The organism is Streptomyces sp. NRRL F-5126 (genome assembly GCF_000721265.1).
Lineage (GTDB): Bacteria > Actinomycetota > Actinomycetes > Streptomycetales > Streptomycetaceae > Streptomyces.
On the sequence record NZ_JOFZ01000003.1, the window covers coordinates 336,954 to 358,573 of the forward strand.

The 21,620-nt window shown below is 72.9% G+C and carries 17 protein-coding genes; 6 read left to right on the forward strand and 11 right to left on the reverse strand.

Going from position 1 to position 21,620, the window contains the following annotated elements:
- Position 1: 1 nt before the first annotated feature.
- The 6 genes from IH48_RS0107965 to IH48_RS0107990 form a co-directional block, all read right to left on the reverse strand.
- Positions 2-829 carry an SGNH/GDSL hydrolase family protein gene (locus IH48_RS0107965; protein ID WP_030901029.1) on the reverse strand — a complete coding sequence of 276 codons (828 nt, stop codon included), beginning with the start codon at positions 827-829 and terminating at the stop codon, positions 2-4.
- A gap of 150 nt (positions 830-979) precedes the next feature.
- A complete protein-coding gene (locus IH48_RS0107970) occupies positions 980-3,115 on the reverse strand; it encodes a 3-hydroxyacyl-CoA dehydrogenase NAD-binding domain-containing protein (protein WP_030901032.1) in 2,136 nt (711 codons plus the stop codon).
- Positions 3,112-4,332, reverse strand: coding sequence for a thiolase family protein (locus tag IH48_RS0107975; RefSeq protein ID WP_030901035.1), 1,221 nt, complete (start codon positions 4,330-4,332; stop codon positions 3,112-3,114). Before IH48_RS0107975 ends, IH48_RS0107970 begins: the two co-directional genes overlap by 4 nt.
- Before the next feature lie 185 nt (positions 4,333-4,517).
- The gene (locus IH48_RS0107980) at positions 4,518-5,813 is read right to left on the reverse strand and encodes an HRDC domain-containing protein (protein ID WP_030901037.1); all 1,296 of its coding nucleotides are present in this window, start codon (positions 5,811-5,813) and stop codon (positions 4,518-4,520) included.
- A gap of 91 nt (positions 5,814-5,904) precedes the next feature.
- A complete protein-coding gene (locus IH48_RS0107985) occupies positions 5,905-6,573 on the reverse strand; it encodes a response regulator transcription factor (protein ID WP_030901040.1) in 669 nt (222 codons plus the stop codon).
- Positions 6,574-7,023: 450 nt separating this feature from the next.
- Complete coding sequence (locus IH48_RS0107990) at positions 7,024-7,719, reverse strand: DUF3000 domain-containing protein (RefSeq protein WP_037841244.1); 696 nt, start codon at positions 7,717-7,719, stop codon at positions 7,024-7,026.
- Between the two features lie 91 nt (positions 7,720-7,810).
- Between IH48_RS0107990 and hemE the strand changes: the two genes are divergently transcribed.
- On the forward strand, positions 7,811-8,884 hold the full coding sequence (gene hemE / locus IH48_RS0107995) for a uroporphyrinogen decarboxylase (protein ID WP_030901045.1): 1,074 nt from the start codon (positions 7,811-7,813) through the stop codon (positions 8,882-8,884).
- A 96-nt stretch (positions 8,885-8,980) separates the two neighbouring features.
- Here hemE and IH48_RS0108000 read toward each other — a convergent pair whose 3' ends face one another.
- Together IH48_RS0108000 and IH48_RS0108005 are read right to left on the reverse strand one after the other, a co-directional pair.
- Positions 8,981-9,955 (reverse strand): chitinase, encoded by a 975-nt coding sequence (locus IH48_RS0108000; protein ID WP_030901048.1) that lies wholly within the window; start codon positions 9,953-9,955, stop codon positions 8,981-8,983.
- A 202-nt stretch (positions 9,956-10,157) separates the two neighbouring features.
- Entirely contained in the window at positions 10,158-11,534 is a 1,377-nt protein-coding gene (locus IH48_RS0108005; protein ID WP_030901050.1) for an FAD-dependent oxidoreductase, read from the reverse strand.
- Positions 11,535-11,619: 85 nt separating this feature from the next.
- Between IH48_RS0108005 and hemG the strand changes: the two genes are divergently transcribed.
- From hemG to IH48_RS0108020, 3 genes are all read left to right on the forward strand, one after another.
- Complete coding sequence (gene hemG, locus IH48_RS0108010; RefSeq protein WP_030901053.1) at positions 11,620-13,071, forward strand: protoporphyrinogen oxidase; 1,452 nt, start codon at positions 11,620-11,622, stop codon at positions 13,069-13,071.
- A gap of 66 nt (positions 13,072-13,137) precedes the next feature.
- A complete protein-coding gene (gene hemQ, locus IH48_RS0108015; protein ID WP_030901056.1) occupies positions 13,138-13,860 on the forward strand; it encodes a hydrogen peroxide-dependent heme synthase in 723 nt (240 codons plus the stop codon).
- A 144-nt stretch (positions 13,861-14,004) separates the two neighbouring features.
- The gene (locus IH48_RS0108020; RefSeq protein WP_030901059.1) at positions 14,005-14,886 is read left to right on the forward strand and encodes an SURF1 family protein; all 882 of its coding nucleotides are present in this window, start codon (positions 14,005-14,007) and stop codon (positions 14,884-14,886) included.
- A gap of 32 nt (positions 14,887-14,918) precedes the next feature.
- On the opposite strand, the gene IH48_RS0108025 is transcribed toward IH48_RS0108020, so the two are convergent.
- Positions 14,919-16,655, reverse strand: a complete 1,737-nt coding sequence (locus tag IH48_RS0108025; protein ID WP_199809907.1) for an alpha/beta hydrolase — start codon at positions 16,653-16,655, stop codon at positions 14,919-14,921.
- Between the two features lie 457 nt (positions 16,656-17,112).
- A complete protein-coding gene (locus tag IH48_RS0108030) occupies positions 17,113-18,285 on the reverse strand; it encodes a hypothetical protein (RefSeq protein ID WP_234434170.1) in 1,173 nt (390 codons plus the stop codon).
- 107 nt (positions 18,286-18,392) lie between these two features.
- Here IH48_RS0108030 and IH48_RS0108035 point away from each other — a divergent pair, with 107 nt between their 5' ends.
- Positions 18,393-18,770, forward strand: coding sequence for an NTP pyrophosphohydrolase (locus IH48_RS0108035; RefSeq protein WP_199809912.1), 378 nt, complete (start codon positions 18,393-18,395; stop codon positions 18,768-18,770).
- Between the two features lie 2 nt (positions 18,771-18,772).
- Positions 18,773-19,564 carry an RluA family pseudouridine synthase gene (locus tag IH48_RS0108040; RefSeq protein ID WP_030901069.1) on the forward strand — a complete coding sequence of 264 codons (792 nt, stop codon included), beginning with the start codon at positions 18,773-18,775 and terminating at the stop codon, positions 19,562-19,564.
- A gap of 111 nt (positions 19,565-19,675) precedes the next feature.
- Here the strand turns inward: IH48_RS0108040 and dxs are convergent, their stop codons facing one another.
- Complete coding sequence (gene dxs, locus IH48_RS0108045) at positions 19,676-21,589, reverse strand: 1-deoxy-D-xylulose-5-phosphate synthase (RefSeq protein ID WP_030901073.1); 1,914 nt, start codon at positions 21,587-21,589, stop codon at positions 19,676-19,678.
- Between the last annotated feature and the right edge of the window lie 31 nt (positions 21,590-21,620).

The window sequence follows — 21,620 nt, forward strand, 5'->3', positions numbered from 1 at the left end:
GTCAGCTGCAGCCGAGCTTGGCGTACCTCTGGTTGGACACCCATGTCCCCGTGGCCCACTCGTTCGGCGGGGCCGGGGTGAACCCGTATCGCTTGCCGAGCCGCTCGGTGAACCACTTGGCGAAGGCCGCGGACCCCTGCTGGCAGGAGTGGATGCCGTCGGGCGCCCGCTGGGCCTTGGCGGCGCCGCTGTCCGTGCCCCACAGCGCCGAGGCGTCGGCGAAGGCCACCTTCGCGCCACCGGCGCCGGCGACCTTGCCGGCGGCCTTCGGAGCGCTCTCGATCTGTGCCGCGTGCTTCTTGTAGAAGTCGTCCAGCTTGAACGGCGGAGCGGAGACGATGACGAGGTCGGCGCCGGCGTGCCCGGCCGCCTTGGCCAGCTTCTCGTACGAGGCGCGCTGCTGCTCGGGCGTGCCCCAGTCGTAGGTGGTGATCTGGTAGGCGAGCACGTCGGGCCGGTAGGAGGCGAGGTCCTTGCGAAGTTGCTTCCACGTCGACCGTGCGATCGGAAGGGACATCTTGTCGCCCTCGACGATGGTGCCGCCGCCGTCGGACGAGTCGTTCTTGAACCCCACGCCGCTCGCCTTCAGCGCCGCGCCGAGTGGCAGCGCCTCGACGCCTGCGATGGAGTCACCCAGCCACAGGACCTTCCTGTCCTTGGCGGGGAGCGATGCGGACGGCGCGGGTTCGGACCGCACGCCGGATCCGGCGGAGCCGCCGCACCCGGTCAGGACGGCGGCCGCGGCCACGGCGAGTGCGGCCGCGACGGCGACGGGACGCCGGCGGTGCGTGCGGGTCAGGGAGCCACGGGGGCTGGTTTCGTTCTGCATGGCCTCAGCACACCAGCGGAAAACGCCATCAGGACCCGTCGTCATACGCTCATCACACAACGAGAAAGCGGCCGTCATGCCCGAGCACCGTCCGGCACGGGAAAGGGCGGGGTACGGGCGGCCGCGCCCGTACCCCGCCCTTGCTGTCGGCTACGCCGTCGCCGGCACGCTCGCGACGCCCGGCGGCAGGAAGCGCCGTCCGAGCACCCGCTCGGACACGCCCTCACGGTCCAGGTAGGGCGTCACTCCGCCCAGGTGGAACGGCCAGCCGGCGCCGGTGATCAGGCACAGGTCGATGTCCTGCGCCTCTGCGACAACGCCGTCGTCGAGCATCAGCCCGATCTCCTCGGCGACCGCGTCGAGGACGCGGTCCCGCACCTGCTCCTGCGTCAGGACCCGGTCCCCCTGCCTCATCAGGGCGAGGACGTCGGGGTCGAGTTCGGGCTTGCCCGAGTCGTGGACGTAGAAGCCGCGCTTGCCGGCCTCCACGACCGCCCGCAGGTTCTGAGACACGGTGAACCGGTCGGGGAAGGCCGCGTGCAGCGTCTCGGAGACGTGCAGGCCGATCGCGGGGCCGACCAGTTCGAGCAGGACGAGCGGCGACATCGGCAGGCCGAGCGGCTCGACGGCGCGCTCCGCGACATCGACCGGCGTGCCCTCGTCGATGACGTTCTGGATCTCGCCCATGAAGCGGGTCAGCACCCGGTTGACGACGAACGCCGGCGCGTCCTTGACGAGCACGGCCGTCTTGCGGAGCTTCTTCGCCACGGCGAACGCCGTGGCGAGCGACGCGTCGTCCGTGCGCTCGCCGCGTACGACCTCCAGCAGCGGCAGCACGGCGACCGGGTTGAAGAAGTGGAAGCCGACGACCCGCTCGGGGTGGGCGAGGCCGGCCGCCATCTCGCCGACCGACAGGGACGACGTGTTGGTGGCGAGGATCGCCGTCTCCGGGACGACCGCCTCCACCTCGGCGAACACCTGCTGCTTGACGCCCATCTCCTCGAACACGGCCTCGATCACGAAGTCCGCGTCGGAGAACCCCTCGGCCTTGTCGAGCACTCCGGTGACGAGACCCTTGAGGCGGTTGGCCGTGTCCTGGTCGATCCTGCCCTTGCCGAGCAGCTTGTCGACCTCCGCGTGCACGTAGCCGACGCCCTTGTCGATGCGCTCCTGGTCGACGTCCGTGAGGACGACGGGCACCTGGAGGCGGCGCACGAACAGCAGCGCCAGCTGGGACGCCATCAGGCCCGCACCGACCACGCCGACCTTGTTCACGGGGCGCGCGAGGTTCTTGTCCGGCGCGCCGGCGGGCCGCTTGGCCCGTCCCTGGACGAGGTTGAAGGCGTAGATGCCGGAGCGCAGCTCGCCGCTCATCACCAGGTCGGCGAGCGCCTCGGTCTCCGCTTCGAACCCGGCCGCCACATCGCCGTCCTTGACGCGGGCGATGATGTCGAGCGCCCGGTAGGCGCCGGGGGCCGCGCCGTGCACCTTGGAGTCGGCGACGGCCCTGCCCCACTCGACGGCCTGGTCCCACGCCTCGCCGCGGTCGATCTCCGGGCGTACGACCTCCAGTTCGCCCTTGAGGACGGCGGCGGTCCAGACGAGGGACTGCTCCAGGAAGTCCGCGGCCTCGAAGATCGCGTCGGCGATGCCGAGCTCGAAGACCTGCTCGCCCTTGAGCTGGCGGTTCTGGTTGAGGGCGTTCTCGATGATGACGTTGACGGCGGGGCCGGCGCCGATCAGGTTCGGCAGCAGGGTGCAGCCGCCCCAGCCGGGCACCAGGCCGAGGAAGACCTCGGGGAAGGAGAACGCCGCGATCGACGAGGAGACGGTGCGGTACTGGCAGTGCAGGCCGATCTCGACGCCGCCGCCCATTGCCGCGCCGTTGTAGTAGGCGAAGGCCGGGACGGCGATGGCGCCGAGCCGCGCGAACACGTCGTGGCCCGCCTGGCCGATGGCGGCCGCCTCGTCCCTGCTGCGCAGCAGCCCGACGCCCTTGAGGTCGGCGCCGACGGCGAAGACGAACGGCTTGCCCGTGACGCCGACGCCCACGATGGTGCCGTCCGCGGCCTCGCGCTCGACCTGGTCGATCGCCGCGTCGATGTTCGCGAGCGACTGCGGCCCGAAGCTGGTGGGCTTCGTGTGGTCGAAGCCGTTGTCCAGCGTGATCAGCGCGAAGCGCCCGGCGTCGGCCGGCAGGTCGAGGTGGCGCACGTGCGCCTGGGTGACGACCTCGTCGGGGAAGACCTCGGCCGCGCCCTTCAGCAGTTCGGCGATGTTGCTCACTTGCTGCCTCCGTCGAAGTGCGGGTTCTCCCAGACGACCGTCGCGCCCATGCCGAAGCCGACGCACATCGTGGTCAGGCCGTAGCGGACGTGCGGGTTCTCCTCGAACTGCCGGGACAGCTGCGTCATCAGCCGGACCCCGGACGAGGCGAGCGGGTGGCCGAACGCGATGGCGCCGCCGTACTGGTTGACGCGCTCGTCGTCGTCGGCGATGCCGTAGTGGTCGAGGAACGCGAGCACCTGCACCGCGAAGGCCTCGTTGATCTCGAACAGCCCGATGTCGGAGATCGACAGGCCCGTCTTGGCGAGGGCCTTCTCGGTCGCCGGGATCGGTCCGTAGCCCATGACCTCGGGCTCCACGCCCGCGAAGGCGTAGCCGACGAGGCGCATCCGCACCGGCAGGCCCTGCTCGCGCGCGAAGTCCTCGGCGGCGATGAGGGAGGCGGTGGCGCCGTCGTTGAGGCCGGCTGCGTTGCCAGCGGTGACCCGGCCGTGCGGGCGGAACGGGGTCTTGAGGCCGGCCAGCGTCTCCAGCGTGGTGCCGGGGCGCATCGGCTCGTCGGCCGTCACGAGGCCCCAGCCGGTCTCCCCCGCCTCGGGCGAGGTGCGGCGGACCGAGATCGGCACCAGGTCCTGCTGGATCCTGCCGTTCGCGTACGCCTTGGCGGCGCGCTCCTGGGAGCGCACGGCGTACTCGTCGGCGCGCCGCTTCGTGAGGTGCGGGAACCGGTCGTGCAGGTTCTCCGCGGTCATGCCCATGAACAGGGCGGACTCGTCGACGAGCTTCTCGGACACGAACCGCGGGTTGGGGTCGACGCCCTCGCCCATCGGGTGGCGGCCCATGTGCTCGACGCCGCCGGCCACGACGACGTCGTACGCGCCGAAGGCGATGGAGCCCGCCGTGGTGGTGACGGCGGTCAGCGCGCCGGCGCACATGCGGTCGATCGCGTAACCGGGCACGGACTTCGGCAGGCCCGCGAGAATGCCCGCGGTGCGGCCGATGGTCAGCCCCTGGTCGCCGATCTGCGTGGTCGCGGCGACGGCGACCTCGTCGATGCGGGCCGGGTCCAGGTCCGGGTTGCGCCGCAGCAGCTCCCGGATCGACTTCACGACGAGATCGTCCGCGCGGGTCTCGTGGTAGATGCCCTTCGGGCCCGCCTTGCCGAACGGGGTGCGGACGCCGTCGACGAAGACGACGTCCCTGACGGTACGAGGCACGATTGGCTCTCCTCCAGGGTGCGGGGTGGCACAGCTGCGGCGCGCACGGAGGCGCGCTGCCGCCAATGCTACTCGCGAGTAATTAGCCTGCCCACCCCCATCATGGCGAGCGTTCAACGTCACACCCGCCACCGCCGCACCCGGGGGTCCCCTCCCGGGCGCGGCCCGTGCTCAGCGCCGTGCCGCTACCGGGCCGACAGCGCCTCGGTCAGCAGCACAGTCACCTGCTCGACCTGCCACGGCCGGGCGCCGTGCCCACGCAGTGCCGCGGCCACCGCTTCCGGCGTGGGCTCGGCGGGCGGCTCCCAGCAGACGCGGCGGACGGTGTCGGGCGTGATCAGGTTCTCCTGCGGCATGTGCAGTTCCTCCGCGAGGGACGTCACCGCGGCGCGCGCGGCCGAGAGCCGTGCTGCGGCCCGCGGATCCTTGTCGGCCCAGGAGCGCGGGGGCGGCGGCCCCTGGAGCGCCTGCCCCGGCTGCGGCAGGTCCGGCTCGGGCAGCGCGCGTGCGCGGTCGACCGCGGCCTGCCACTGATCGAGCTGGCGCCTGCCGACCCGGTGACCGAAGCCGGGGAGCGCGCCGAGCGCGTGCACGTTCTGCGGCAGAGCGAGCGCCGCCTCGACGATCGCCGCGTCACCGAGCACCTTGCCGGGCGAGACGTCACGCCGCTGCGCGATCCGGTCGCGGGTGTTCCACAGCTCGCGCACGACGGCCATCTGCCGGCGCCTGCGGACCTTGTGCATCCCGGACGTCCTGCGCCAGGGGTCCTTGCGCGGCGGCGCCGGCGGAGCCGTGGCGATGGCGTCGAACTCCTGGAGCGCCCACTCCAGCTTGCCCTGCCGGTCGAGCTCCTTCTCCAGCGCGTCGCGCAGGTCCACGAGCAGCTCGACGTCGAGCGCCGCGTACCTGAGCCAGGGTTCGGGCAGCGGGCGGCTCGACCAGTCGACGGCCGAGTGCCCCTTCTCCAGCGAGAAGCCGAGGACCGTCTCCGCCATCGCGCCGAGTCCCACGCGCGGATAGCCCGCGAGCCGTCCCGCGAGTTCCGTGTCGAAGAGCCTGGTGGGCCGCATACCTATGTCCCGCAGGCACGGCAGGTCCTGGGTGGCGGCGTGCAGGATCCACTCGGCACCGGCGATCGCCTCGCCCAGCCCGGAGAGGTCGGGGCAGCCGACCGGGTCGACGAGCGCCGTGCCCGCGCCCTCACGGCGCAGCTGGACGAGGTAGGCGCGCTGCCCGTACCGGTAGCCCGAGGCTCGCTCGGCGTCGACGGCCACGGGCCCGCGCCCCGCCGCGAAGGCCGCGACCACCTCGGCGAGCGCCGCGTCGGTGGCGACGACCGGCGGGATCCCCTCGCGTGGCTCCAGCAGGGGGATCGGTGCCGGGGCGACGTCTGGTGCGGGCTGCGACACCCACGGTTCTCGCCGCGGGCCCCCCGTGGTGCGCAGTTCCGGGTCTGCTGCGGTCTCTTGGGCGTCGGTCACCCGTCAAGGGTATCCGTGAACGGAAGACGCCCGTCGACGGAACGTTCCGTCGACGGGCGGTGCGGGCCCGGCGGGACCTCGCAGGACGCGGTCAGTGGATGATGCCGGTCCGCAGCGCGACGGCGACCATGCCGGCGCGGTCGCCCGTGCCGAGCTTGCGTGCGATGCGGGCGAGGTGGCTCTTGACCGTCAGCGCCGACAGGCCCATCGAGACGCCGATGGCCTTGTTGGACTGCCCCTCGGCGACGAGCCTCAGGACCTCGACCTCGCGGCCGGACAGCTCGCGGTAGCCACCGGGGTGGCTCGGGGCGCCGGGCGCGCCGGGCGGGCGCCGGTGCATACGGGCGCCGGCACCGATCGGCGCCGCGCCCGGGCGGCTCGGGTGGCCGATATTGGTGCGCGTACCGGTGACGACGTAGCCCTTCACGCCGCCTGCGAGTGCGTTGCGTACCGCGCCGATGTCGTCCGCCGCGGAGAGGGCGAGGCCGTTGGGCCAGCCCGCCGCGCGGGTCTCGGACAGCAGGGTGAGGCCCGAGCCGTCGGGCAGGTGGACGTCGGCCACGCAGATGTCGCGCGGGCTGCCCACGCGGGGGCGTGCCTCCGCGATGGACGACGCCTCGATGACGTCACGGACTCCCAGCGCCCACAGGTGGCGCGTGACGGTGGAGCGGACGCGCGGATCGGCCACGACAACCATGGCCGTCGGCTTGTTCGGGCGGTAGGCGACCAGGCTTGCGGGCTGCTCGAGGAGAACGGACACCAGGCCTCCTGGGGAAGGTGCGGACGGGGCCGGCCGGGGGGATTGAGCCGGGGGGAACCGTGTGTGACAGGGTCACTGACCTCTTCGGCAGCTATCCCGCCCGCCTTTAGGGAAAGATCACGATCTAGTGAGTAACAATTGGGGCAATTCGGACACTCGCTCGACTTTGCCCTGCGTGCACGCCTTTCCGGCGGGCCCGGCGGGGAACCGAACACCCGGCCCGCCGTCATGAGCCCCGCCGCGGCCTCCGGTGGGCCAGGGGCCGTCGCCGTACCGGGCCCGGGCCTCCCAGGACCGGCAGGTGGCTTCCGAGGGGTCCGAGGGACAGGGGAAAGCGGCAGCCGAGGCGACGGGGGAGGTCACGGCCTGGGGCCGCGCTCCGGCAGACGGCCGTGCCCGACGGGCGTTGGAAGACAGGCGCGGCGAAACCGGCGTCCGGCCCCGCGGGCGTCAGGTCGCCTGGGGTCCGCGGCGCTGCGGCAGGGACACCACTCCCCCGCCGGGTCCCGCCTCCGCGGCCGCGGACTGCGGGCCGTAATCGCGGGTGGCCGGAGGCAGGCCCGCGATCTGGCGCAGCAGGTCGCACCAGGCGGCCAGGTGCGCCGCCGTGTCGGGGACGCCGCCGTGCCCCTCGCGCGGCGTCCACGACGCCCTGATCTCGATCTGGTTGCTCGGACGGCGCTCCGCGAGACCGCCGAAGTAGTGCGAGCCCGCGCGCGTGACCGTGCCGCTCGGCTCGCCGTACCCGAGCCCGCGCGCCTCGAGCGCGCCGGTCAGCCACGACCATGACACGTCGGGCAGCAGCGGGTCGGCCGCCATCTCCGCCTCCAGCTCCGCCCGTACGAGAGTGACCAGGCGGAATGTTCCGTGCCATCCCTCGTGGCCCGCCGGGTCGTGCAGGAGCACGAGGCGGCCGTCCGCGAGATCGTCCTCGCCGTCGACGACGGTCGCCTCCAGCGCGTACGCGTGCGGCGCGAGGCGCTGCGGCGCCCGCGTGGGCTCGATCTCGATCTCCTGGCCCGGCCGCGCAGCGCGCAGCGCCTCCACCGCGGCGAGGAACGCGGGCGGTAGCGGAGCGCCCGGCGTGTTTTCCTTCCCACCTGCGTCGTTCGAATGATCGGAGAACTGTCCCTGAGCCGCGGCCATGCGGGGAAGAGTAGGCCGAACACGGCCCGCGCGCAGGGAGGGACACCCGTGCCGGGCCTGCCTCTCGGCCGCACATGCGAAGATTCCGGACGTGAGCAACCAGCACCGCCCCACGGGCCAGCCGACCACGAACACCGCCGCGCACGACTCGGCCTTCCTGCGTGCCTGCAGACGCGAGGACGTGCCGCACACACCGGTGTGGTTCATGCGCCAGGCGGGGCGGTCGCTGCCCGAGTACCTGAAGGCGCGCGAGGGTGTGCCGATGCTCGAGTCCTGCACGCGACCCGAGTTGGTCGCCGAGATCACGATGCAGCCCGTGCGCCGGCACAAGGTGGACGCGGCGGTCTACTACAGCGACATCGTGGTGCCGCTCAAGGCGATCGGCATCGATCTCGACATCAAGCCGGGCGTCGGCCCCGTGGTGGCCGACCCGGTGCGCACGCGCGCCGACCTGGACCGGCTGCGGCCGCTCACGCCCGACGACGTGCCGTACGTCACCGAGGCCGTCGGCCTGCTCACGGCCGAACTCGGCGCCACCCCGCTGATCGGGTTCGCGGGCGCACCGTTCACCCTCGCGAGCTACCTGATCGAGGGCGGGCCCTCGCGCACGTACGAGCGGACCAAGGCCATGATGTACGGCGAGCCGGACCTGTGGGCCGACCTGGTCGACCGGCTTGCCGCGATCACCGGGGCGTTTTTGAGGGTGCAGATCGAGGCGGGCGCTAGCGCGGTCCAGCTGTTCGACTCGTGGGCGGGGGCGCTGGCGCCCGACGACTACCGGCGCTACGTGCTGCCCGCGTCGGCGAAGGTGTTCGCCGAGACCGCCCCGTACGGCGTGCCGCGCATCCACTTCGGTGTCGGCACGGGCGAGCTGCTGGGCCTGATGGGCGAGGCCGGCGCGGACGTCGTCGGCGTCGACTGGCGCGTCCCGCTGGACGAGGCGGCGCGCAGGGTCGGGCCCGGCAAGGCGCTCCAGGGCAACCTGGACCCGGCGGTGCTGTTCGCGCCGCGGGAGGCCGTGGAGGCGAAGGCGGCGGCGGCGCTGGACGCGGCGTCCGGCCTCGAGGGGCATGTGTTCAACCTGGGCCACGGCGTCATGCCCGCGACGGACCCGGACGCGCTGACCCGCCTCGTCGAGTTCGTCCACGAGCGGACGGTCCGCTGACCCGCTGAGCGGACCGCTCGCCGGGGCGGGGCCGGCAGGGGCGTTTCGTCCTGCCGGCCCCGGGCTGTTCGGGCGGCCGCGACTACGTCAGCGCGCCTACTTCAGGGCGTCGGTGAAGGCGAGCTCGGACTGCGAGACGCCGCTGCAGGTGGACGAGGCCGCCGCCGGCGCGAGCGAGCCTCCGCAGCTCTGGTCGCGGTTGACCGACCACATGGACAGCCTGCCCACGCCGTTGGAGGCCGCCCAGTTCTTCACGGTGGCCGCGTCGGCGAGCGTGAAGGTCGAGCCGTCGTCGTTGGTGCCGATCATGGGCGTGATGCCGAGGTTGGCGTAGGTGTAGGAGGAGTCGACGGACTTCATCTGCGCGAGCGTCGCCTGGCCCGCCTTGATGGCGGCCTGGCCCATGTCCTGGTTGCCCTGGTAGTAGTCCATGGTCATGGCGTTGACGACGTCGAGCTTCAGGCCCGCGGACTTGGCGGACTTGAGGATGTTCACGCCGTCCTGGGTGAGCCCGCTGGGCAGGACGGGCAGCGTCGCCGACACGGTCAGGCCGGGGTTGGCGTCCTTGAGCTGCTTCATCACCGTCCAGTTGCGGACGGCCGAGGTCTGGTCGGCGACGGCCCCGCCCTCGATGTCGAAGTCGAGGGACTTCACGCCGTACGCGCTGATGATCTTCTGGTAGCCGGCCTTGATGGCGCTCTGGTCCGTGCAGGTCCAGCCGAGCGGGTAGCCCGCGGCGCCCCCGTTCGACACGATGACCGACGCGCCCTCGGACTGGGCCTTCTTGATGAGCGGGTCGGTGTACGAGTCGCCGCCGACGGGCAGCGTGTCGCCCCAGATGGCGTTGCAGCCCGAGCCGATGACGAAGGCCGCGGTGAAGGTCTTCACGCCGTGCTGGGTGATCGCCGTGTCGAGCAGGCCCTCCTGACTGTTCGACATGTCCGTGTACGGGGCGAACGTGGTGGCGCCCGCGGCCGGCGCGGCGGAGGCGGTACCGCCGGACGCGAGGGCGGCGGACGCGGCAAGGGCCGCGGTGGCGAGGCCGGCGGTGGCATGGCGGAGTCTGCGCATGGTGATGCCCTTTCGGTGGCTGTGGGGAGGCCGGGACGGCGCGCCGGCCGGAGGGTGGGGCCGCCCGGCGGCGCGCTGACGCGCACCCTCATAGTTGGACTAGACCAAAGAGGGCGTCAAGGGGTGGTGCACCAACTGTTCATCCGGAAGGCGCGGTTGGAGGCGGCACATCGAGGCGCGCCCGGGTACCCGCGCCCGTCGCTCAACCGCCCGCGCGCTGCTTGGCCGCGGCCTTGCGCGCCGCCACCAGGACCGGGTCCCAGACCGGCGAGAACGGCGGTGCGTACCCGAGGTCGAGGGCCGTCATCTGTTCCACCGTCATGCCGGCGGTCAGGGCGACGGCCGCCACGTCCACCCGCTTGCCGGCACCCTCGCGCCCCACGATCTGCACGCCGAGCAGCCGGCCGGTGCCCCGCTCCGCGGTCATCTTCACCGTCATCTCCGCCGCGCCGGGGAAGTAGCCGGCCCTGCTGGTGGAGCGGATCGTCACGGTCTCGAACCGCAGTCCCACCGCGCGGGCGTCCTTCTCGCGCAGCCCCGTGCGGGCGATCTCCAGGTCGCAGACCTTGCTCACGGCCGTGCCCACGACGCCGGGGAACGTGGCGTAGCCGCCGCCCACGTTCGCGCCGATGACCTGGCCGTGCTTGTTCGCGTGGGTGCCGAGCGCGATATGGCGCGTGCGGCCGGACACCAGGTCGAGCACCTCGACGCAGTCGCCGCCCGCCCAGACGTCCTCGTGGCCGCGCACCCGCATCGAAAGGTCGGTGAGCAGGCCCCCGGACGTGCCGCGCGGCAGCCCGGCCGCATCGGCGAGCTCCGTACGCGGCCGGACGCCGATGCCGAGGACGACGACGTCCGCCGGGTACTGCGCGTCGTCCGTGGCGACGGCGCGCGCCCGTCCGCCCGCGCCCGTCACGATCCCCGTGACGGCGGCGCCGTTCACCACGGTGATGCCCATGCCGGTCATCGCGTCGCCGACCATGCGCCCCATGTCGGGGTCGAGCGTCGACATGGGCTGCTCGTCGCGGTGCACGACGGTGACCTCGTACCCGTGGCGCAGCAGCGCCTCGGCCATCTCGACGCCGATGTACCCGGCGCCTACCACCACGGCGCGCCGCCCCTCGGTCCGGGCCAGCGTGTCGATGAGGGCCTCGCCGTCGTCGAGCGTCTGGACGCCGTGCACACCCGGCGCCTCGATGCCGGGCAGTGGCGGCCGCACGGGGCTCGCGCCGGTCGCCAGCACCAGCTTGTCGTAGCCCGTCCAACCCTCCTCGCCGCTCTCCAGGTCACGCGCGAGCACCCGCTGCCCCGGCACGTCGAGCTCGACGACCTCGGTGCGCGTGCGCAGGTCGATGCCGCGCTCAGCGTGCTCGCGCGGCGTGCGCGCCACCAGCGCGTCGCGCTCCCGCACGTCCCCGGCGATCCAGTACGGGATGCCGCAGGCGGAGTACGAGGTGAAGCGGGTGCGCTCGAAGGCGACGATCTCCAGCTCGTCACGGCCCCTCAGCCTGCGCGCCTGGGAGGCGGCGGACATGCCCGCCGCGTCACCCCCGACGACCACCATGCGCTCCGCCGCCATCGCACTCCCCTTCACCTCGGCCGTCCCACCGGCTGAACGCTACGCGGCCGACGGCACCACGCGCCGGTTTGAGAGAGTGAGAGCCATGGAGCCGAGCACGCAGCACACACTCAGCGCACGTCACGCGGGGGCCTCACCCGGGCGTGTCGTGGTCATCGGTGGCGGCATCGCCGGTCTCGCCGCCGCGCACCGGCTGCTCGGCTCGGGCGCCACCGTGACCCTCCTCGAGGGCAGCGACCGGGTCGGCGGCAAGCTGCACGCCGGAGAGATCGAGGGCGCGCCGGTCGACCTCGGCGCCGAGTCGATGCTGGCGCGCCGCCCCGAGGGCGCCGAACTGGCACGCGCGGTCGGCCTGGGCGGCCGGCTCCAGCCGCCCAGGGCGACGACGTCCTCGGTGTGGACGCGCGGCGCGCTGCGGCCGATGCCGAAGGGCCACGTGATGGGCGTGCCCGGCGACCCGGCCGCGCTCGCCGGACTGCTGTCGCGGGAGGGCCTCGCCAGGATCTCCGAGGAGCGCGCGCTGCCGCCCGCCGAGGTGGGCGAGGACGTCGCCATCGGCGCGTACGTGGCGGAGCGATTCGGCCGCGAGGTGGTCGACCGGCTGGTGGAGCCGCTGCTCGGCGGTGTGTACGCGGGCGACGCGTACCGCATCTCGATGCGCGCCGCGGTGCCGGCGCTGTATGCGGCGGCCCGGCGCCACGGATCGCTGCTCGACGCCGTCCGCTCGCTGCAGGCCGCACCGCCCGCACCGGCCGCCGGCGGGCCCGCCCCGTCCGGCGGGCCGGTGTTCAACGGGGTCGACGGCGGCATCGGGCGCCTCCCCGGCGCCGTGGCCGACGCGGTGCGCGCGGCGGGCGGGGAGGTACGCACCAAGGCGCCCGTGCTGGGCCTGTCCCGCGCCACCGACGGCTGGCACGTCCGTACCGACCAGGAGGTGCTGACCGCTGACGCCATCGTGCTCGCCACGCCCGCCTGGTCGAGCTCCGCGCTGCTGGCCGACGTGGCTCCGAAGGCGTCCGCCGAGCTCGCCGAGGTCGAATACGCCTCGATGGCGCTGATCACGATGGCGTTCCGCCGCACGGACGTCGCCGCGCTGCCGCAGGACAGCAGCGGCTTCCTCGTACCGCCGGTCGACGGGCGCACGATCAAGGCGGCGACGTTCTCCTCCCGCAAGTGGGGGTGGGTCGACGACGCGGCTCCCGACCTGTTCGTGCTGCGCACGTCGGTGGGCAGGTACGGCGAGCAGGAGCAGGTGCAGCGCGAGGACGGCTACCTGGTGCGCGCGTCGCTGCGCGACCTCGGGGACGCGGTGGGCATCGCCGCGCGGCCGGTGGCCACCCGCGTGACCCGGTGGATCGGCGGACTGCCGCAGTACCCGGTGGGCCACCTGGCGCGCGTGGCGCGCATCCGGGAGGCCGTCGCGGCGCTGCCGGGGCTGCGGGTGTGCGGGGCGGCGTACGACGGGGTCGGCATCCCGGCGACCATCGCCTCCGCCACGCGAGCCGCGGACGAGATCGCGGGTTCGCGCGCGCGGTGAGGGGGATCGGGATACGGGGGCGACCCCGGGCGGGAGCAGCGGGCCGGGCGCGCGAGAATGGGTCCCATGACTGCTGCACCATCTGAGGGCAAGACCCCGCACGCGGGCAAGAAGGCCCGGGATCTCAACGACGTCGTCCGCTACACCCTGTGGTCCGTCTTCCAGCTGCGCGACGTGCTGCCCGAGGACAGGTCGGGTTACGCCGACGAGGTCCAGGAACTGTTCGACCAGCTGGCCGCCAAGGACATCACGATCCGGGGCACGTACGACGTCTCCGGCCTGAAGGCCGAGGCGGACGTGATGATCTGGTGGCACGCGGAGACCGCCGACGAGCTCCAGGACGCCTACAACCGCTTCCGCCGCACGCGTCTCGGGCGCGCCCTGAAGCCCGTGTGGTCGAACATGGCGCTGCACCGGCCCGCCGAGTTCAACAAGTCGCACGTGCCCGCGTTCCTCGCGGAGGAGACGCCCCGCGACTACGTCGCCGTGTACCCGTTCGTGCGCTCGTACGAGTGGTACCTGCTGGAGGACGCGGAGCGGCGCAGGCTCCTCGCCGAGCACGGCATGATGGCGCGCGAGTACCCGGACGTGCGGGCCAACACGGTCTCGTCGTTCGCACTCGGCGACTACGAGTGGATCCTCGCGTTCGAGGCCGACGAACTGCACCGCATCGTGGACCTGATGCGTCACCTGCGAGGCTCGGAGACGCGCCGCCACGTCCGCATCGAGGTGCCGTTCTTCACTGGCCGCCGCAAGTCGGTGGCCGACCTGGTCGCAGGGCTCGCCTGAGAACACGGGTCCGGGCGGCCCGCTGCCGCCGGCTGCCTGCCGGCGTCCGGGCGTGCATGCCGTCCGGACGCCGGCACATGTCGGACATGCCGCCGAAGGCGGGGCCGCTGCTCGGGCGCTGGGGCGGAGAGGTACGGTCGTCAGGTGTTGCGTACCCTGCTGACCCGGCGCTGGGTGATCCTTACTCTGGTGTTCGCCGCCCTGATCCCGACCTTCTACCGGCTGGGCCTGTGGCAGTACCACCGGTACGAGGAGACCAAGAGGAACGACGCACTGATCAACGGAAACCTGAGTGCGCCGACGGTTGCGATGACCTCGCTGTCGAAGCCGGGTGGCACGGTACCGTTCAGCGATCTGTACCGGACGGTCAGTGCCACGGGCCACTACGACCCGGCCCACCAGTTCGTGATCCGCCAGCGCACCGACGCCCACGGCGACACGATCGGCTTCCACCTGATCACCCCGCTCATCACCGCCTCGGGCGACGCGATCCTCGTCAACCGCGGCTGGGTGAAGCCGGCCAACAACAGCGGCACCGCCTATCCGCCCGTCCCGAAGACACCCAAGGGCACCATCAAGGTGGTCGGGCGGTTGCGCCCGGACGAGACGTACGCGTCCACCGGCATCCACCGACGCGTCGGCCTGCCCCCCAAGCAGTACATGATCATCAACAGCCGTGAGCAGGCCAAGAACCTCCCCGAGCCCGTCGTCGCGGGATACATGGAGCTGAAGTCCACCAAGCCCACCCCGCCGGCGTCCGAGGAGGCGGAGCTCGTTCCCAATCCCAACGCCGACAGCGACTCCATGGCGGTCGTCGGCAAGGGTGTGCACCTGCCCTACGCCATCCAGTGGTGGCTCTTCGCCGCGGGCGTGCCGGTGGGCTGGTGGGTGCTGTTCCGCCGGGACGTGCGCGATGAGCGCGAGGCGGCGGAGGCGAAGGCGGAGGCCGCAGGCGGCGATGGCCCGGACGGCGACGGCGGCCGGGGCGCCGCGGCCGCGGCGCCGACCGCCGCGGCAGGCGGCTGACCGGCTCGCTGCGGCCGTTTTCCCCCACGCCTTCACGGCCGGCCCGGCAGCACGCTCGTGCGGAGTGCTTGCGTGACGCGTGCCTGCCCGCGCGGCGCCGCCCGGCCCGGCGCCTTCGCGCGGGCCAGGGACACCGGGTTCGGTTCCTTGTGCGGCGCGCAACTTGCCCCTGCCCCCGGCGTACGTCCCGTCAGCAGGTAGTCGGTCATGTAGGCGTTCACACACGCGTTGGGGCCGCCGGCGATGCCGTGGGTGCCCGCGTCGCGCTCGGTCACCAGCGAGGAACCGGCGAGCCTGCGCTGGAGTTCGAGCGCCCCCTCGTACGGCGTGGCCGCATCGCGCTCGGCGGCGAGGATCAGGGTCGGTGGCAGCGCGCCGGGAGCGGTCCGCACGTCGACCGGGCGCCCGTGCGGCGCGGGCCAGTACGCGCAGGGCAGGTTCTGCCAGACGTTGTCCCACGTCTCGAACGGCGCGGTGCGCGCGAGGGCCGTGTTGTCGCGGTCCCAGTCGCGCCACTTACCCGGCCAGGGCGCGTCATTGCACTCCACGGCGGTGTAGACCGCGTTGGCGTTCTCCGCCTCCCGTTCGGCTTCCGGGAGCGTGAGCGGTGACGCCTGTTCGACGAGAGGCTTCTCGTCTCCCTTGAGGTACTCGGAGAGCGCGGTCGCGCGCATCGCCCAGTAGTCGTCGTAGTAGCCGGCCGAGAGCATCGCCGCTTGGAGCTGGGCGGGGCCCACGCTACCGCCCGCCGGCCGGCGTGCGACGCGCGCCCTGACCTCCTCGTAGCTGCGCTCGACGCCCGCCGCCGTGGCGCCCAGGTGGTAGACGGCGTCGTGCCGCGCGACCCAGGCGCGGAAGTCGGCCCAGCGGCGTTCGAAGGCCGCCGACTGCTCCATGTTGTCGCCGTACCAGACCTGTGAGGGGTCGGGATCGACGGCCGAGTCGAACACCATGCGCCGTACGTGGGACGGGAAGAGCGTCGCGTACACGGCGCCGAAGTACGTGCCGTAGGAGGCGCCCATGAACGTCAGCTTCTTCTCGCCGAGCGCGGCCCGCAGCACGTCGAGGTCGCGCGCGTTGTTGAGCGACGTGTAGTAGGGCAGCGCGTCGCCCGCCTTCGTCGCGCAGGATTGCGCGTACGCCTTCGCCTCCTTGACGCGCAGGCGCTTGTAGGCCCGCGAGGGGTGCTCGGGCGCTGTTGTCGGCGCCTTCGCGAAGTCCTGCGGGCTCTCGCAGGACAGCGGCGCCGAGCGTCCCACGCCGCGCGGCGCGTAGCCGACGATGTCGTAGGCCGCCGCGATCTTCTTCCACTCGGGCAGGTCCGCCACCATGGGGAACGACATGCTGGAGGCTCCGGGCCCGCCCGGGTTGTAGACGAGGGCGCCCTGCCGCTCGGACGGCTTGCCGCTCGCCTTGACGTGACTGACGGTCAGCGCGATCCGGCGTCCTTCCGGGTGCGCGTAGTCGAGCGGGACGTCGACGGTGCCGCAGGTCACGGGGTCGGGCAGCATCTCCTCCTTGGGGCAGGGACCGAAAGCGATGCCCGCGGCCGCCGCCCGGTGTGCGGCGAGGGCGACTCCGCGGGACTCGGGCCCTGCCGCGAGCTCCTCCGCCGTCACGGCCCGGCCGGCGGCGTACGTGTCGAAGCGCTCGTAGGGTGGCTTCGCCCTCCCCGCGGCGTCCGCGCCGCTCGCCGGGGCGGCGACGGCCGTCGAGAGGGTCAGGGAGCCGAGCGCCGCCAGCGCGCCGTACCTCAGTGCTGCTCTCATCGCGTTCCCTTCGGGCGGTGGGGCAGCGATCATGAACAGCCGTGTCTCCCTTTCCCAAGGATGTGGACCCGGTGTCGTGAGCCGTGACCCCGATGCGCACAGGTGCCACCCGGCGGGCGCCGCCCGGGATGCGGGCGATCCCGATGTGTGCTCGTGCCCGATTCCGCCTCCCGAATGGTGCGACGGTGTGGCTGCCGGCGTCGTCATGGTGTGCCCCCGTAGATGTGCTGCTCCGCGTTTCCGAAGGGGGCATCACCGGCCGGGAAGCGGCAGAAACGTGATGAGACGGCGTTCGAGGGTGGAATCAGGGTGCACGGCCCCGCTGCCCGGATACGGCATCAGGGTTCGTGCCGCCACGCGAGGGCCTGCCCCGGTGGAGGTTGCCCGTAAGGGGTCGTTCAAGGGTCCATCGGGTGGTCGGCCGGGGAGTAGCGGATGCCGGGCGGTCGGCCGGGCGTCAGCCCGCCGGTCGCGTCCACGCCTCCAGGGCCAGGCCGCTCTCCGCCTTCTGCCGGGCGATCCGCAGGGAGCCGTCCTCGCCGATGGCGGCCAGCGTCACCCTGCCCGCGCCGTCCAGCGCGAGTGCCGGCGCTCCCCGGCACGGTTCGCCGGAGGGAACCCACGTCAGGCCCGCCTCCTCGTCCTCCGTCGGGTAGGCGGCGAGTGCGGGACGACCGTCCTGCCCACGGCCCGCGAGGATCGTGCAGTCCACGCCGTCCACGGGCGTGCGCAGGACGGACACGGGTCCGCTGCCGGGGCCGCCGAGGTCGGCAGGGTCGCTCCCCGGCCGCCAGGCGCGCACCCGCGCGCTCCCGGCATCGCGCCAGAAGTAGGTGCGGTGGGAGGGCGAGGTGCGCTCGGACGAGAGCGTGCCGGGGGCGACCGCCGCGTCGAGCTCCAGCTCCGTGACGCGTTCGATCTCCCCTTCGTGGCCCCGCAGACGCCAGTGCAGTACGCGGCCGGCGGCCGGGCCGAGCACGTCGATCACGCCGTCGTCGCCGAGCACCGCGTAAGCCTCGCCCTTGATGGGGGTGCCCTCGACGCCCGCCCGCTCCCAGTTGTTGAAGCGGCCCTTCGGCGTCTGTCTGCGGTAGGCGAGGCGGCCCTCGGCGGTTCGGATGTACACGTGGAGCCCGCTGCGCGCGTCGAGCAGCGCGGCGGGCACGCCCATCCTCGCCGCCTTCGCGTGGTCGCGGTAGGGGCTCACGAGGCTTTGCCAAGTGCGCAGTGGCCGCCCTGACTGGTACTGGATCGCGTTGACCACGTCGATGAGCGGCTCGCCGCCATCGGTCGCCGGGCGTCTGCGCAGGGCCGTCAGGTACGCGTAGCCCTCGGCGCTCTGTGCGGTGGTCATGCTGAGCGCCGTGCCGCCGGCGGGCAGCCGTTCCGGGCCCGTGAAGTACGGTCCGCCGGCCACGGTCTCGGTCCACCACACGGCCGCGTCGTCGACCTGCGCGTACGCGGTGAGCCTGCCGTCCTTCCCGCGCAGTAGCCAGCGGCCGGCGGTGGGCCTGGCAATGGCGCCGTCCGGCACTGCCTTGCCGCGCTTCTTCGCGGCGGAACCGGGAGCCGGCGCCCCCCGGCCGGGGCCTTCGGACGTCTTCCCCGCCCGTGCGGACCGCAGCGCCATGACCCGCCGCCACCACCTTCCCGTGTCCCCCGCTCCACCCGCGGAGGTTACGAACAGCCGATCCTACCCGGGGGCCCGGCGGCGTCGTGTGCGAGGCTGCGGACGTGCTGACTCTTCTGATCGTCGACGGCGCGAACGTGGTCGGTTCCGTCCCCGACGGGTGGTGGCGGGATCGCCACGGCGCGGCCGAGCGCCTGCGGGACGCCCTTGCGGTGGCGGCGGCCGAGGGGCGCGGCGTGCCCGGTCACGCGGGGCCTTTGGAGACGGTGCTGGTGGTGGAGGGAGCGGCGCGCGGCGTGGAGTCGGTACCCGGGGTGCGGGTCATGCCCGCCGCCGGCAGCGGCGACGACCTCATCGTGGAACTGGCGGCGGAGGCAGGGGCACGGGGACGGCCCTGCCTCGTCGCCACGGCGGACCGCGAGCTGCTGCGCAGAGCGGCCGTCCACGGCGCGGGGAGGGTGGGTCCGCGCAGCGTACGCTACTGAACATGGGCACGACCGACTGGAACTGGCGCGATCTGCGCGATGCGTCGCTCCTCCTGGAGGACTCCGCGATCCTGGCTCTCGACAAGCCGTCCGGGATCTCCGTGATGGGCGAGCGGCACGGCACGGACATCGTGGAGCTGGCTCGGGAATCCGGCGAGCAGCTCTATCCGGTGCACCGGATCGACAAGGCCACGTCGGGCGTCATCCTCTTCGCCAAGGAACTGGCACGGCACGGAGGTCTGACGCGCCAGTTCAGCAAGCGGACGGTCGACAAGGCCTATCTCGTCCTGACGGAGACCGTCGGGCTGCCCCGGCACGGCACCATCGAACTGCCCCTGAGCGCCGGGCGGAAGGGTCGCGTCCGTATCGCGGCGCAGCGTGAGTCCATCCGTGCGGAGCGCAACGCGGACGAGGACCGCTGGTGGGTCTCGGACGAGGACCTGCTGGACACGCGCAGGTATCCGTCGACAACCGTCTTCGACACGCTGTACGAGGGCGCCCGGCACACCCTGCTCGTCGCCAGGCCGATCACCGGGCGCCGCCACCAGATCCGGGTGCACCTCGCGTGGATCGGGCACCCGATCCTGGGGGACCCGCTGTTCGACAAGGCCGCGGCGCAGGCAGGGGCGCGCACGCACCTGCATTCGTGGCGCCTGGGGTTCGACGCCGACTGGCTCGATGGCGAGCGGGTGGCGCTCGAGGCGGCGCCGTCGGCGGGCTTCTTCGCGCCGCTGGCGGGAGAGGTGTCTGCCGAGGAGGCGACGGCGCTGCTGTCCGGGGTCCGGGTGCCCTGACCGCCCGCGCGAGCGCACGCCGACCGCGTCGGTCGAGGCCCCCGCGGGGAGCCGACCGCCCGCCGGCGGGGCCGGGGTCCGCCAGGACGACGCCGGCCCCCGCGGGCGTGCTCAGTCGCGCGCGATCTCGCCCGCGTCCACGAACTTGCCGTCCAGGCGGGCCACGAGGCCGGTGACCTGGCGGGCGATGTCCGGCGCCGTCAGGCCGATCTCGGCCATGATCTCCTTGCGCGACGCGTGCGGCAGGAACCGCTCGGGGATGCCGAAGTCGCGCAGCGGCACGTCCACCCCGGCGTCCCTGAGCGCCTGGGCGACGGCGGCGCCGACCCCGCCGGTGCGGATGTTGTCCTCGACGGTGACGACGACGCGGTGGCGCTCGGCGAGGGGCACCATCTCCTCGTCGACGGGCTTGACCCACCGCGGGTCGACGACCGTCGTGGAGATGCCCTGCTTGTCCAGCAGGTCGGCGACCTCCAGGCACATGGGGGCGAGCGCGCCGACGGAGACGAGGAGCACGTCCGCCGTGCCGGCGGCGTCCGGCCTGTGCAGGACGTCCATGCCGCCGATGCGGCCCACGGCGGCCACCGCGGGACCGACCGCGCCCTTCGAGTACCGCACGACCGTGGGCGCGTCCTCGACCTGGACGGCCTCGCGCAGCTGGGCACGCACCTGGTCGGCGTCGCGCGGCGCCGCGATCCGGATGCCGGGGACGACCTGGAGCATCGACATGTCCCACATGCCGTTGTGCGAGGGGCCGTCCGTGCCGGTGATGCCGGCCCGGTCGAGGGCGAACGTGACCCCGCAGCGGTGCAGCGCCACGTCCATGAGCACCTGGTCGAAGGCGCGGTTGAGGAACGTCGCGTAGACGGCGAAGACGGGGTGGAGCCCGGCCGTGGCGAGGCCCGCGGCGGAGACCGCTCCGTGCTGCTCGGCGATGCCGACGTCGTACACGCGCTCGGGGAACGCCTCGGCGAACTTGGTGAGGCCGACGGGGTGCAGCATCGAGGCGGTGATCGCGACGATGTCGTCGCGCTCGTGGCCCAGCTTGAGCATTTCCTCGCCGAACACCGACGTCCAGTCCGCGCCGCCCGCCGAGATGGGCAGGCCCGTGTCGGGGTGGATCGGCCCGATGCCGTGGAAGCGGTCCGTGGGGTCCTGCTCGGCGGGGGTGTAGCCGCGGCCCTTCTCGGTGATGCAGTGCACGATGACAGGGCCGCCGAAGCGTTTCGCTCGCAGGAGCGCCGATTCCACGGCCTCCACATCGTGCCCGTCGATGGGTCCCATGTACTTCAGGCCGAGGTCCTCGAACATGCCCTGCGGCGCGACGAAGTCCTTCAGGCCCTTCTTGGCCCCGTGCAGCGTCTCGTAGAGGGGCTTGCCGAGGACCGGCGTGCGTTCGAGGAGGTCCTTGCCGCGCGCGAGGAAGCGCTCGTAGCCGTCGGAGATGCGCAGGGTGGCGAGGTGGTTGGCCAGTCCGCCCGTGGTGCGCGCGTACGACCACTCGTTGTCGTTGACGACGATGACGAGCGGACGGTCCTTGGCTGCGGCGATGTTGTTCAGCGCCTCCCAGGCCATGCCGCCCGTCAGTGCCCCGTCGCCGATGACGGCGACCACGCTGTCGTCCTTCTTCAGGACGCGGTTGGCCTTGGCGAGGCCGTCGGCCCAGCCGAGGACCGTGGACGCGTGCGAGTTCTCGATGACGTCGTGGTCCGACTCGGCGCGCGAGGGGTAGCCGGACAGCCCGCCCTTGCCCTTGAGCTTGCCGAAGTCCTGGCGCCCCGTGAGGAGCTTGTGCACGTACGACTGGTGGCCCGTGTCGAAGAGGATCTTGTCCTTCGGCGAGTCGTACACCCGGTGGAGGGCGATCGTCAGCTCCACCACGCCCAGGTTGGGTCCGAGGTGGCCGCCGGTCTTGGAGACCGCGTCGACGAGGAACGTCCTGATCTCGCCCGCGAGCTGCGTGAGCTGCTCGGGGTCGAGGCGGTCCAGATCCCGCGGTCCCTTGATGTGGGTCAGCAACGGCACCCGTGCCTCCTTGCGATTGAGCCGGTCGAGC